Annotated in this window: 11 protein-coding genes; 8 read left to right on the top strand and 3 right to left on the bottom strand. The window is 41.2% G+C overall.

Going from position 1 to position 14544, the window contains the following annotated elements; translation table 11 throughout:
* Positions 1-74: 74 nt before the first annotated feature.
* The gene (locus BN3283_RS04620) at positions 75-485 is read right to left on the bottom strand and encodes a DUF1573 domain-containing protein (protein WP_059025819.1); all 411 of its coding nucleotides are present in this window, start codon (positions 483-485) and stop codon (positions 75-77) included.
* A 187-nt stretch (positions 486-672) separates the two neighbouring features.
* On the opposite strand from BN3283_RS04620, the gene BN3283_RS04625 reads away from it, so the two are divergent.
* Complete coding sequence (locus BN3283_RS04625) at positions 673-2559, top strand: amidophosphoribosyltransferase (RefSeq protein ID WP_041505590.1); 1887 nt, start codon at positions 673-675, stop codon at positions 2557-2559.
* A 489-nt stretch (positions 2560-3048) separates the two neighbouring features.
* Here the strand turns inward: BN3283_RS04625 and smpB are convergent, their stop codons facing one another.
* Entirely contained in the window at positions 3049-3495 is a 447-nt protein-coding gene (smpB, locus tag BN3283_RS04630; RefSeq protein WP_041504546.1) for an SsrA-binding protein SmpB, read from the bottom strand.
* A gap of 10 nt (positions 3496-3505) precedes the next feature.
* Entirely contained in the window at positions 3506-4084 is a 579-nt protein-coding gene (locus BN3283_RS04635) for a YIP1 family protein (protein WP_041504545.1), read from the bottom strand.
* A gap of 240 nt (positions 4085-4324) precedes the next feature.
* On the opposite strand from BN3283_RS04635, the gene BN3283_RS04640 reads away from it, so the two are divergent.
* From BN3283_RS04640 to BN3283_RS04670, 7 genes are all read left to right on the top strand, one after another.
* Complete coding sequence (locus BN3283_RS04640; protein ID WP_059027167.1) at positions 4325-5824, top strand: L-lactate permease; 1500 nt, start codon at positions 4325-4327, stop codon at positions 5822-5824.
* A 97-nt stretch (positions 5825-5921) separates the two neighbouring features.
* Positions 5922-6659 carry a (Fe-S)-binding protein gene (locus BN3283_RS04645; protein ID WP_059025820.1) on the top strand — a complete coding sequence of 246 codons (738 nt, stop codon included), beginning with the start codon at positions 5922-5924 and terminating at the stop codon, positions 6657-6659.
* Positions 6656-8026 (top strand): lactate utilization protein B, encoded by a 1371-nt coding sequence (locus tag BN3283_RS04650; protein WP_059025821.1) that lies wholly within the window; start codon positions 6656-6658, stop codon positions 8024-8026. Before BN3283_RS04645 ends, BN3283_RS04650 begins: the two co-directional genes overlap by 4 nt.
* The gene (locus BN3283_RS04655; RefSeq protein ID WP_059025822.1) at positions 8019-8600 is read left to right on the top strand and encodes a LutC/YkgG family protein; all 582 of its coding nucleotides are present in this window, start codon (positions 8019-8021) and stop codon (positions 8598-8600) included. Before BN3283_RS04650 ends, BN3283_RS04655 begins: the two co-directional genes overlap by 8 nt.
* Before the next feature lie 581 nt (positions 8601-9181).
* Complete coding sequence (locus BN3283_RS04660) at positions 9182-9763, top strand: RNA polymerase sigma-70 factor (protein WP_052649443.1); 582 nt, start codon at positions 9182-9184, stop codon at positions 9761-9763.
* A gap of 87 nt (positions 9764-9850) precedes the next feature.
* Positions 9851-11017, top strand: coding sequence for a FecR family protein (locus BN3283_RS04665; protein WP_286137519.1), 1167 nt, complete (start codon positions 9851-9853; stop codon positions 11015-11017).
* Positions 11018-11120: 103 nt separating this feature from the next.
* Positions 11121-14537 (top strand): SusC/RagA family TonB-linked outer membrane protein, encoded by a 3417-nt coding sequence (locus BN3283_RS04670; RefSeq protein ID WP_052634885.1) that lies wholly within the window; start codon positions 11121-11123, stop codon positions 14535-14537.
* Positions 14538-14544: the final 7 nt, after the last annotated feature.

Genomic DNA, 14544 nt, shown 5'->3' on the forward strand with positions numbered 1-14544 from the left:
GATGTTTTTACAAGTTAATGTTTTTATTTTGAATACACCGGGGCGGATTGATTTTTGTGTAAAATTAAGTATTATCATTCTTTTACAAATCCGCTTAGTCTTAACGTGTAAGTTTGAGAGGAGATATTGCAAAATATTCGGATGGTTTTGGAGAAATGTCCCAGGGAGTTGGGTGTAAAGGTGATTTGAATCTTTTCTGTTTTCCCGGGCAATAGAGGTTTTTTATTCCATGTCACATCGGTACATCCGCATGATGTTTCTATTTTTTTTATGATCAATGGGAAATGACCTGTATTTTTAATTTCAAATATGGTTTTTTTCGACTCGCTGTACCGGAAGGTATCTAAATAGACCGAATCCCGGTTTACTTCGATTGCAGTCTGTTGTTGCTTTGGCTTGTCGAAAGTAGCATCCTCTGAAAAAAGAAAAAAGAGAACAACGATAGAGCTAACGACGATGATGATAAACCAGTATTTTTTTTTCATTTTTTTCTGTATTATGTGGTATAAAGATAAAGGTTATCGGAAAAAAAATCGATATATTCTGAAATAAAATCTGAAAAAATAAAAAAATAAAATGATTTAGTCTGTCCGAAACGGTCAAAGCTTTTTGATTTTATTAATTTTGTATCGCTTTCGGAATCTATTCATTGGAAGGTAAATATAATTATTTATGAGTGATGTCATTAATCATGAATGTGGGATTGCATTCATTCGGTTATTAAAGCCCTTGGAATATTATCGGGAAAAATACGGGTCATACCTATACGGTTTGAATCGTTTGTATATTTTGATGGAAAAACAGCGAAATCGTGGGCAGGACGGTGCTGGAGTCGTGGGAGTAAAGTTGGATATGGCTCCGGGATTTAAATACATGGACCGGGTACGTTCGTGTGATGCTAATCCGATTCAAGAGGTGTTTGACAAGATCCACGAATCTATTCACGCCGAGGAGGTAAAAGAGAAAGATGCGGTTTGGAGTAAACAGAATCTCCCGTTTGTTTCGGAGATTTATCTGGGCCATTTGCGTTATGCTACTTTCGGAAAAAATAATATTGATTATGTACATCCGTTGAAGCGGGCGAGTAACTGGCGTTCCCGTAATCTGGCATTGGCGGCTAATTTTAACCTGACAAACGTGGATGAGTTGTTTGAAAGCCTGATTCAGGCGGGTCAACATCCCCGGAACTATTCCGATACGGTAACTTTATTGGAAAAAGTCGGTTATTACTTAGATAATGAGATTCAGGATCGGTATCGGGATTACCGGGATCAGGGATATGCGAAACAGGATATTTCGTCCTTGATAGAGGAGCATTTGGACTTGGTCGGTGTTTTGTCCAGGAGTAGTGCCGACTGGGATGGCGGATACGCGGTTGCGGGAGTGGTAGGGCACGGAGATGCTTTTGTAATGCGTGATCCTTGGGGTATTCGTCCGGCTTATTATTATAAAGACGAAGAAGTGGTCGTCGTGGCTTCAGAAGGGGCTGTCATTCAAACGGCATTCCGTGTAGACGATGCGAATATACGGGAAATTCGTCCGGGATATGCCTTGATTGTAAAAAAGGATGGTTCTGTTCGGGAAGAGTTGGTACGGGAACCGCGGCAAAAAAGCAGTTGTTCTTTTGAAAGGATTTATTTTTCACGGGGGAACGACCGAAGTATTTATCGGGAGCGGAAAAGGTTAGGGGAGTTATTGACGCCTCAGCTGTTGAAAGCGATAGAGGGTGACCTGGATAATACCGTTTTCTCTTTTATTCCGAACACGGCTGAAACTTCTTTTTACGGAATGGTAAAAGGGATACAACAGTATATGGTCGAAGATAAAAAAAGATTGATCCGGGAGGGGAAAGCGAATTGGTGCGAAGAGACGTTGGATGCAATTATCTGTAAAGAGCCTCGTGTTGAAAAGATTGTCATCAAGGATGCTAAATTGCGTACTTTTATCACTGGGGACGAAGGACGTGACGATATGGTCGGACATGTATATGATGTAACCTACGGAGCTGTAAAGGATACGGATAATTTAGTGGTAATCGACGACTCCATTGTTCGCGGAACGACTTTAAAAAGGAGTATTTTACGGATATTGGACAGTTTGCACCCTAAACGAATTATTGTTGTCTCTTCGGCTCCCCAGATACGGTATCCGGATTGTTACGGGATAGATATGAACCGGATGGGAGAATTTATAGCCTTTAACGCGGCCATAGAGTTACTGAAAGAACGGAATATGATTCGTTTAATTGATGAGGTTTATCAAAAATGCAAACGACAGGAGAAACTTCCTAAAGAGCAGATAAGAAATTACGTGAAAGAGATTTACGCCCCTTTCAGTAATGAAGAAATTTCCGATAAAATAGCCCAGATGGTAAAAAGTGATGCCATAAAAGCCGAAATAAAAGTAGTTTTCCAAACCGTTGAAAATCTTCACGAAGCATGTCCTGGCAATACCGGGGATTGGTATTTTACCGGAAACTATCCGACACCCGGGGGAAATAAGGTCGTCAATACGGCTTATATCAATTGGATGGAAGGACGTAATGAACGTTCTTATTGATTTGATTTTTTTATTCAGAACAAGCGAATAAAAAATTCCGGGGAGGAATAAGGGGTCCTCGCCCGGAATTGGGATATATTCCCTTTTGGTTATTAATCATTATAAATCTATTGCTTTAGACCTGTATTATTTACGTTATCATAGTGAAAATAGATTCACTAAATTTGTAAATTATTCCATATAAATAAAACCCGGTTTTTTTTTGTGACAAAATAAAATATTTTTCTTCATATATAAAATACGCCGACCTTTATTAGGTACTACACTTTTTAAAAATTTAACATTTGGATGTTGTTTTTTTGATTTTTTCTATTGAAAATGTTTTCTAAAAAAGAGAATAGAACGATAAATACAGGTAAGGTAAAAGGCTCCTGTTTTCCAATAATCGTTGCGGAGCAAAGCACTTACGTGCGGGTGTTTATGGATGTTGATCGATAAAAGAAACTTGAATACGATGAGAAAATCCTGAATTCCGGCTTTGAATTTTATTTATTTTTTCATAAAACGATCCATTTCCCTTTTGGCATCTTTCTCTTTTAAAGATTCTCGTTTGTCGAACTCTTTTTTACCGCGGGCCAGTGCAATTCGGAGTTTGGCAAAGCCTTTTTCAGTTAAAAAGAGCCGGATCGGGACGATCGTCAGGCCGGATTCTTTTGTTTTACGTTCCAGTTTGACCAACTCTTTTTTCTGAAGTAACAGTTTACGTTCGCGTCGTTCGATATGATTGTAATAGGTGCCTAACTTGTATTCGGCCACATACATTCCTTTTACCCACAGTTCCCCATTATGGAAATAGCAATAGGCATCCACCAGGCTGGCTTTGCCGGCGCGAATGGATTTGATTTCGGTTCCTGTCAATACAATGCCGGCCGTGTATTCTTCTATAAATTCGTAATCGAAAGAGGCTCGTTTGTTTCTTATATTGATGTTTTCCATAATTTTTTCTTTACGCGTTAATAGCCGGGATTCTAAAAATAATTGTCAAGAGTCTCGTAATGATAATGGGGGTGCAAATAATCAGTAATCCGATAATAATAACGGCACTTTTTTTGTATCGTGTATTTAATCCCGATATTGTATTTAATCCGATGTATAATATTCTAAGCGAGAGAAGACTGAGAATAGCCATCACGTCTCCGATAAAATTTTGCGTAAAACCGACGGCAAGGCTATGAAATAGAATGAATACAGCCGAACTGTAGACGGATAGTTGCAAGGCTGTCTTGCCCGGGTTTATCGTTTTGTTAGAAAGATATTCCCGCGTAAGACGGAAGCAGACGTAACATCCCGCGGTACAGGCGATGAAATTAATGATTCCCCATCCCAAAGCGACCATGGCATCATTGCTCGCAAGCCTGAGCAAAAAGACCAGGATGGAAAATAGAAGCGTCGGCAAGACGATGTAGTTTCTGAAAAGTTCGATCCTTCCCGTCTCGTCCGTTCTGATTGTATCCCATTCTGCTTCCGGGTTCGTCAGCAAATGTTTCAATCGAATTGCTATGTATTTTAAATGTACGTTACTCATTTGACTTGCAAAAATATGATTTTTTATTCAATTAAGGTCCCGGATTCTTATTTTGTTTTAGCATGATCGGGAATGGGAAGGTTTCCGTCTTGGTTAAAATAGTCGGCTCGTAAATAAATTTAAAAAATCAGCCACGGGAAGTAACATTTTTTTTGTTTTATACGTTTATTCCTCGTATCTAAGTGAATGGAAAAGGTTTTTCGTTATCTTTTTATTTTCGTTGATTTAATGATAGAAGTTATGGAAATCTTTTATGCGGCATTGCCTATTCTTTTATTGATTATCCTGATGGGATTCTTTAAAATGTCGGGGGATGCAAGCAGTGCGATTACTTTGATCGTAACGGCATTTTTGGCTATGTTTGCTTTTCATAGTTCGCTACGGGATACGGCACTTTCTTTTGTGTACGGTATGTTAAAGGCGCTGGTTCCTATTCTTTTTATTATTCTGATGGCTATATATAGTTATAACGTATTGTTACGTACGAAAAAAATAGAGGTGTTGAAGCAACAATTTTCCTCTATTTCCACGGATAAAAGCATACAAGTACTTTTGATTACCTGGGGATTTGGCGGGTTGTTGGAGGGAATGGCAGGATTTGGTACCGCTGTTGCCATCCCGGCAGCCATATTGATTAGCCTGGGGTTCCGGCCGCTTTTTTCTGCTGTCGTGAGTTTGATTGCCAATAGTGTTCCGACGGCTTTTGGCGCCGTGGGGGTGCCTGTGATTGTTTTGGCTCAGGAAACGGGTTTGCCGGTAAGTCCTTTGAGTACGGCTGTGGTGCTTCAATTATCCGTGTTGATGTTTTTAGTACCTTTCGTCCTTACGTTTTTAGCAGATCCAAAACTTAAATCTTTGCCTAAAAATTTGGTATTAAGTATGTTGGTCGGAAGTTTTTCTTTAGCTGCCCAGTATTTGTCGGCTCGTTATATAGGAGCGGAAACTCCGGCCATTATCGGTAGTATTGTTGCGGCGGTCGTTATTGTTTCTTTCGGAAAGTTGATTCGTAAAGAGGGGAAGAAAAGAGTAGAATCTCCGTATCGGGGAAAAGAGATCGTGTCGGCATGGATGGTTTATGTTTTGATTATGTTTTTCGTGTTGGTAACGAGTCCGATATTTCCGACGATAAAAAACTCTTTACAATCCGTTGGGGTATCAACCGTTTCTTTTACCATTCGCGGAGAGGAAAACCGGTATGTTATTCAGTGGTTGACCCAAGGGGGAGTCCTTTTGTTTTTAGGTTCCTTTATCGGGGGATTGATTCAAGGAGCTTCAGCCGGAGTGCTGTTGCGTTTACTTTGGAAAACGTTCATTCAATTGAGAAAAACGGTCGTTACGGTGATTTGTTTGGTCGGTCTCTCTTCCGTCATGGAGACAGCCGGAATGATACAGGTTTTGGCAATGGCTTTATCCGCGGCGACCGGGGCTTTGTACCCTTTTTTTGCTCCGACGATCGGGGCTTTAGGTACTTTTTTAACCGGAAGCGATACGTCGGCTAATATCCTTTTTGGAAAGTTGCAAGCAGGGGTAGCGGAACATATTCAAGTGGATCCCAATTGGTTGTCTGCCGCCAATACTGCCGGAGCGACGGGAGGAAAAATTATCTCTCCGCAGAGTATTGCAATTGCAACGTCGGCGACTGATCAGCAGGGACAGGAGGGAGCTATATTGAAGGCGGCTATTCCTTACGCGTTAGCCTATGTTATAATTACAGGAGTTATTGTTTGTTTATTCGCGTGAAAGAAATTTAAACGCTAAAGATTGTATTTTTGGAAAGATGAATGTATTACAATGAAAAAATGGGATAGAATCCGTTTTTCAAATTAAAATATAACATATGAAGATAGGTTTATTTATTCCCTGTTATGTCAATGCGATATATCCGAAAGTAGGCGTGGCTTCTTACAGGTTGTTGAAGTCCTTGGGGATAGACGTGGATTATCCTTTAGAGCAGACTTGTTGCGGCCAGCCTATGGCGAACGGCGGTTTTGAACACGATTCGATCGGTTTGGCAAAGAAGATGGAGGAGTTATTCGAAAAATACGATTATGTAGTCGGACCTTCGGCCAGTTGTGTCGTTTTTGTCAAAGAGAATTATCCTCGGTTGTTGCGTAAAGAGGAACATGCTTGTATCGGTAGCCGGATATATGAGATCTGTGAATTCTTGCATGATGTGGTAAAAGTAGATCAGTTGGATGCCTGTTTCCCGCATAAGGTGAGTTTGCATAATAGTTGCCACGGGGAGCGCTTGCTGCATCTCTCTTCCCCGAGCGAGTTGAATATTCCCCGGTTTTCCAAGTTGAGGGATTTACTTTCCCTGGTGAAAGGGGTGGAGGTAGTGGAACCGAAGCGGGTAGACGAATGTTGCGGTTTCGGAGGCATGTTTGCCGTGGAGGAGGCGGCAACCTCCGTGTGCATGGGGGAAGATAAGGTAAGGGATCATATGTCGACCGGGGCGGAGTTTATTACCGGTGCTGATAGTTCCTGCCTGATGCATATGGAGGGAGTTATCAGACGTGAAAAATTACCGATCAAAACGATTCATATCATTGAAATTTTAACCTCGAGATTATGAGTACACATGCTAAAGCGGCCGAAAAATTTATAGCCGATAAGGAACGGACACGGTGGCACGACCAGGCCCTTTTTTTTGTCAGGGAGAAACGTGATAAAATGGCCTTCGGTGTGCCGGAATGGGAGAAATTGCGGGAGATGGCAAGTCGTATAAAACAACATACCATCAGCCATCTGGCTTACTATTTGGAAGAGTTCGAAAAACATGCCGCGGAAAACGGAATTCATGTGCATTGGGCTAAGGATGCGGAGGAGCACAATCGAATAGTATATGAAATCATCAAAAAACATGACGGTAAGAATTTGATAAAAAGTAAATCCATGTTGTCCGAAGAGTGCGGAATGACTCCGTTTCTGGCCGAACAGGGTATTGATGTCGTGGAGTCGGATTTGGGAGAGCGGATCATGCAGTTGATGGGAATGCCGCCCAGTCATATTGTTTTACCGGCAATCCATGTAAAACGGGAAGAGGTGGGAAAGGTTTTTGAAAAATACTTGCATACGGAACCGGGAAATAGTGATCCTACCTATTTGACCCACGCGGCCCGGGCAAATTTGAGAGAGAAGTTTTTACATGCCGATATTGCCATGACGGGGATAAATTTTGCCGTTGCCTCATCGGGAGCTTTCGTGGTCTGTACCAACGAGGGGAATGCCGATATGGGAACCTCTTTCCCGAAGGTGCATATTGCCATCATGGGGATGGAAAAGGTAATTCCAGATTACGATGCATTAGCCGTTTATATTCGTTTGTTGGCCCGTTCCGCTACCGGCCAACCCTCGACGACTTATACTTCGCATTATAAAAAACCGGTGGAAGGACAAGAGATGCATATCGTGATCGTGGATAACGGAAGGAGCGATATATTGGGTAATCCTGACCATATAGGTATGTTAAAGTGTATTCGTTGCGGTTCCTGTATCAATACCTGTCCGGTATATCGTCGTACGGGAGGATATTCCTATTCTTATTTTATTCCGGGCCCGATTGGAATTAATTTGGGGATGTTGAATTCTCCGCAAAAATATTCCGGTAATGTATCGGCCTGTTCTTTGTGCTATTCTTGTTCCAACGTATGTCCGGCTAAAATCGATCTGGCCGAACAGATCTATAAATGGAGACAGGAGATGGACCGATTGAACCTGGCCGATCCGATGAAAAAGTTTATGGTAAAGCGTATGAAATGGATAATGAATCATCCCGATTTATTTTATGCAACGGTAAAAGCAGGACGCGTAGCGGAGCATATGCCTCGTTTTGTATTGTATAACCGTTTGGATCCTTGGGGAAAAGGACGGGAATTACCCCGGATGGCTCCGGAAACTTTTCATTCCATATGGAAACATAATAAGATTGACCATGAATAGTAAAAATGACATATTGAACAGAATAAAAGCTCATCCGGTGCCGGAAGTCGAACGGCCTGCTATGGACTTTGAGCCGATGACCTTCGAAGATAAGATTCGACATTTTATGGAGGTGGCGCAATTGGTAGGGTGTGATGTATTCTTACTTGAAAAAGGCGGAGATATAAACGAAACGATTCGAAAGCAGTATCCGGATGCCAAAGTGATCGCTTCCGATTTGCCGGGTATCGCTTGTGCTACATTGAATCCCGATGCCTTAACGGACCCCCGGGAGTTAAACGGGACGGATGTGGGAGTTATCCGCGGGGAATTCGGTGTGATTGAGAACGGAGCTGTATGGATCAGGCAAAGTACAAGGTATAAGGCACTCTATTTTATTTCGGAATCTTTGGTTATCGTGTTGGATCGACATCAGATCGTAAACAACATGCATGAAGCTTACCGCCATCCTTATTTTAACGATTTCGGATACGGATGTTTTATCGCGGGTCCCTCAAAGACAGCTGATATAGAGCAAGCTCTTGTCATCGGAGCACACGGGCCGAAAGCGGTGACGATCATATTAACCGATTAAAGGATCGGATGATCGGGTGATGATATGGTGAATCACCCGATCGTTTCATGACGCTACCGATTTGTTTTGTCCCGAAAAGACTCTTCAATTTCGGTCATCCCTGTTTTCTTTCGGTTCGTCGTCGTGTTAATCGCGGAATCGTGGAATGAGAGGATAACCTGATCCGTCGATCGTCCCTGTAAAAATTTATGTTTGGTCGCGTGTTGGCTTGAAAATTAAAAAAGAATTAACATTGCGGTTTTAGTGGAAAGAAAAAGGAGATGTAATTCGAGCTTTTTTTTCGTGTAAAAGATCATTATCGGATTATATTTATTTTTATGATATTTATTATAATTATTTAATAATATGTGCGTTATTCTTGGTTGGTGTGGTGTTGTTAATTCCTAAATTAAAATATTTCCATGCTTTATTGTCTTAATTGTGAAGAAGTGATATAATTGTATGCCTATTTGATAAATTCCTTGAAAAAATCGTAATTGACTAACGATTTTATGAAAAAAATACATTTGTTTTTATTATAGCCTTGCGAATGAGATGAAATTTGACGTATCTTTGTTTGTAAGATTTAATACAGTTGTTTGGTGTCTGCTAATTTACTACAAGAGTTGAAAACGGGTGATGAACAAGCGTACAAACGTTTGTTTCGGGTTTATTACGCCAATTTAGTCGTTTACGCGAGTACCATATTGAAGGATCGGGAAGTAGCGGAAGATATCGTTCAGGAGCTATTTATTAATTTTTGGTACGAGAAAAAATACGAGAATATAAGTTCCGAATTGGAACGGTATTTGTTTCGGTCCACTCGTAATAATTGTATCAATTATATACGGAACGAGAGAAGACATAACGATAAGTTGGTTCGTATGATCGTGAATGAAAAGGAGGAGTGTAAGGTCGATTTGGAGGAGATGGAAGAGCGGGAAGAATTGTATCGGGCTATGAATCGTTTGCCGGAACAATGCCGGCGTATTTTTAACCTGTGTTGTGTAGAGGGTATGAAATATCAGGAAGTTGCCAATCTGTTGGGAATTTCTATAAATACCGTGCGGACACAGATGGCGAGAGCTTTCAAATCATTACGAGTTTCTTTAAATGGAAAATCGTTTACTGCTTTATTGTATTTTATTTTCTTAAGGTATTCACAATCAGCGAAAACCAAATAAAATAAATTTTTTTCTAAAAAAAACGAAATCCTTGTCACATTAAATGTAGATTTTGGGGTCTTTTGATAAAATGCAATGTTAAAAGATATGCAAAATTCTATTTGGGAAATAATTGCGGCCAAAATTAACGGTGAGGTGTTGACGTTAGAGGAGCAATCGATTTTAAAAGAATGGTTAGAATCTGAGGTCGAGAATCAAGTCGTGCTGGAGAAATTAGAGAAGTATTACTTTGATTGTAAACAGGAAAAGTATATCGATGTTGATGTCGCTTATCAGATATGTATAAAGAAACTTCAAGAAAAGCGTAAGACCAGGTATTTAAGAAATATTAAGAAATGGGCTTATGCGGCTTCTGTTTTACTGTTGTTTTCTTTCTCTTTTTATTATTTTTTCCGTGATAAACCTGTCCGGGTGAAGTCGATGGAATCGTTGAGCATTCAGGGGGGAGAGACAAAAGCTGTGCTGACTTTGGCTTCAGGAGAGACTATTGCTTTGAGCTTAGATAAAACGTTCACGTTTGTGGAGAAGGGACAGGTGATCAGCAACAAGGAGGACGGATTGATTTGTTCTGTGACGGGGGACCCCCTTGTTTCGAGTGAAGAGAATCTGAAATATCGTATTTTGGAAGTACCTCGAGGGGGAGAATATCCTTTGGAGTTGGAAGACGGTACGAGGATATGGGTAAATTCGGAATCCCGATTGAGATTTCCGTTGGCATGGGGGACCAAGGAGCGACGTGTGTATATCGACGGAGAGGCGTTTTTTGAGGTGAAGAGAGATTCGTCGAGGCCTTTTATCGTGACGAGTAAAGGAATCGATATTCGGGTGTTGGGAACGAAGTTTAATGTTGCGTCTTACGAGGGTACTTCAGAGATATTTACAACCTTGGTCGAAGGAGCCGTGGCGATTCAAAGCGACGAGAAGTCTTTGGGCGTTTTAAAGCCGGGAGATCAGGCCGTATTTGATTCGTTGACGGGACAAATGAATGTGCGTCAGGTCGACGTGGCGCTGTATATCTCTTGGAAGGACGGGTATTATAAGTTTGAAGGAACTACCTTGGAAGAGATCATGAATACGTTGGCCCGGTGGTATAATATAGATATTCATTATGCAAGTGAAGAGTTGAAAGGAATCAGATTTTCAGGTAGGATAAAGCGTTACGGCGATATTCGTGAATTCTTGGAGATTTTAAAGGGAACCTATGATGTTGATTTCCAAATTGAAAATAGAAGTATAACTGTGAATAAAAAGTAAAACTGAAAATGCTTCCAACATTCTCAGTTTTAGATAACGTGTCCCTTTGTCAAATGCGCGTAGACGCGGGATACAATGTTTAATGACTAAACGCTACAAATTTATGAAAAAGAAATGGATTTTTGCCATGTCACGTGGAAAAACGTGGTTGCAGGAAATTTTATTTACGATGGGAAGGATTACTTTTTTTATTCTTGCGGGGACAATGCTTCTCTCTGCAAAAGGTTTTCCCCAAAACGAGACCGTCAGCATTAAGATGAAGAATGCGACGTTAATCAAGGTTTTTAAAGAAATCACGGAACAAAGCGGGTATGATTTTCTTTATAATTATGATCTGATAAAGGGGGAGAGTCGTGTGAACGTGGAGGCGTTGAATGTAGAGGTAAAAGAGTTGTTACAAGAGATTTTAACACCTCGCGGTTTTGCCTATGAATTTAAAGAAAATTTGATCGTTATCCGATTGGCTCCTAAAGTGGCTGCTCAAGATAGTACGAAAAAGGAACCTATCTTGATCAAGGGAGTCGTCGTGGATGAAAAGGGGGTCTTCTTACCCGGAGTTACCGTTCTCGTAAAAGGTACGACCTTGGGAGTTGCCACGGACGATAAGGGGGCATTTCGCATTCCTATACCCCGGGATACGGCGACTTTAATCTTTACTTTTATCGGAATGCAGACTCAAAACGTAAAGATCAATGCCTTAAAGGAAGGAGAGGTTAGAAAAGATTTGAAAATCGTCATGAAGGAGGATAAGGTTGCGTTGGAAGATGTCGTTGTGACGGGATATTCCAATATCCGAAAAGAGAGTTTTACGGGAAATGTAACCACGGTAAACCGGGAACAGCTATTGAGAACCAATAGTAAGAATATGCTTGCGGCTGTTCAGACTTTCGATCCCTCTTTCCGAATCCGGCAGAGTGCGTGGGGGTCCGACCCGAATAGTTTGCCTGAAATCAATATCCGGGGAGAGTCCAGTATCGGTATGAATAAAAGTCTGGAATCGGAATATATGAAACAGACACAACGTACCAACCTGAAAGATAACCCTAATTTGCCCGTGTTTATTTTGGACGGATTTGAGGTGGATGTTCAAAAGATATACGATATGGATATGAACCGGGTGGAAAGTATCACTATCTTGAAAGATGCCGCAGCAACGGCTATGTACGGTTCCCGTGCCGCCAATGGCGTAATGGTTATCACTACCGTAGCTCCGCAACCGGGAGAAATGCGGGTTACTTATAATTTTACGGGAGGTTTGGAATTGCCGGATCTTTCCGATTACAATCTCTGTAATGCCGCCGAGAAGTTGGAAGTAGAGCGGTTAGCCGGTGTTTATACGGCTTCTTCTCCGAGCAGTCAGCCGAACAGCGATCAAGATTATTACAACAAATTGAATCAGGTATTGAAAGGGGTTGATACCGATTGGTTGGCTCAGCCCTTACACAACGTATTCAATCACAAGCATACGATTTATATAGAAGGTGGTGTGGAAAGCATACGGTACGGGGTTGATTTCTTCTATGATAAAAACGGTGGAGCGATGAAAGGTTCCTATCGCGACCGTGTCGGAGCAGGTATGTCTTTGGATTATCGTTACAAAAAATTGCAAATTCGAAATTACATCTCTTACGCGGGAACGCGTTCTGAAAACTCTCCTTACGGTTTGTTCAGTACGTATGCCTCCCAGCAACCTTATTTGGAAATATACGATGAAGACGGCGAATACCTGAAGTACCTCAAAGATGGTATCGGTACGAAAGCCAATCCTTTATTCGATGTCACTTTAGGTGGATTTGACGGTCGTACCCGTTACCATGAATTTCAGGACAACCTGAACGTGAATTTATTTATTTTGGAAGGGTTGCAATTCAAGGGACAGCTGAGTATAACCAAAACGACTCAAAAACAGGAGTCTTTTATAGATCCTAAATCTGTATACGCATATAGGAATTCTGGTAGTTACAATGAAAATGAAAGAGGAGAGTTGACCCAGAGTTATTCGGATAGTTATAGTTGGAACCTGAATGCCATGTTCTATTATAATAGGGCAATTGAAAAACATTTTATAAATGCGACGCTTGGAATAAATATCAAAGAGGATAATTCCAATTCACATACGAGTGTGTTTAAAGGATTCCAGATGGAGGGAATGTATAACCCTTCTTATGCCAAATCTCAACCGGATAAGACATCCGTAGATGAATCAACCAACCGTTTGATCGGTTTCCTGGCTTCAATAAACTACTCGTATAACGATGTCTATCTTTTTGACGGATCTATACGTTTGGACGGTTCTTCACAATTCGGTTCGGATAAGAGATATGCTCCCTTCTGGTCCGTTGGTGCTGGTATCAATATCCATAATTACAGTTGGTTGAGGGATAATTGGTTGTTAAGCAGGTTAAGACTTCGGGCTTCTTACGGTAGTACCGGTAAGGTGAATTTCCCGGCATACACGGCTGTTTCTACTTATGAAGTGGATTCGGAGCATTGGTATTATACCGGTCCTGCTACTTCCTTAAAATACCTGGGTAATCCGAAATTGAAATGGGAAACTACCAAAACGACGGATGTCGGTTTCGAATTGGGATTCCTTAATGACCGTATACTGTTGTCTGCCAATTATTATATCAAGAAGACGGTGGATTTGATCGACCAGATTTCAATTCGTCCCTCTTCCGGTTTCAGCGAATACCGGGACAATTCGGGTTCTGTCGAGAATAAGGGTTTTGAAATAGACTTATCCGCTACTCTTTACCGGGATAAGGATTGGATCGTTAGCTTTATGGGTAATATGGGAGGAAACAAGAATAAGATAACGAAATTGGGAGCCGCGGCAGAAGCTTATAACGAGGCAATTAACGAGGCTTATCAAAACGGTTCGTCTTATTACACGCAGTATGCTCCGTTTACGAGATATTATAAAGGTGCATCGACAACAGCTATTTATGCCGTACGTTCGGCAGGAATCGATCCGGCAAACGGTAAGGAAAAATATATAAAAAGAGATGGTTCGAGTACCTATACTTGGGATTCCAATGACCAGGTGGTTGTCGGAGATGAATTACCCGACGTACAGGGGTCTTTCGGACTCAATGTTAATTTCCGCGGTATTTATATGAATGCCACTTTCAGCTACCAATGGGGTGGACAGGTTTACAACACGACGTTGATGAATCGGGTTGAGAATCCTAATATCCAGAGTGTGAATGTCGACAAACGGTTACTTACCGAAAGGTGGAAAAAACCGGGAGATATAACGCCTTATCGTAATCTTCAGAATAGTGCGAGTACGCAACCGACCAGTCGATTCGTGCAAGATGAGAATGTTTTGGAATTTACCAGTTTATCTGTCGGTTATGACTTTAAGAAAGAGTTGATAAGCAAATGGAGATTAACGGCCTTAGGCTTGCGTTTCAACGTGAACGAGCTTGCCCGTTGGTCAACGGTAAAAGTAGAAAGGGGAACCAATTACCCGTACGCGTGGAATTATAGTTTTACCTTGAATGTAAGTTTCTAACCTAAAA

Origin of the sequence: Gabonibacter massiliensis, assembly GCA_001487125.1 — a bacterium.
Lineage (GTDB): Bacteria > Bacteroidota > Bacteroidia > Bacteroidales > Marinifilaceae > Gabonibacter > Gabonibacter massiliensis.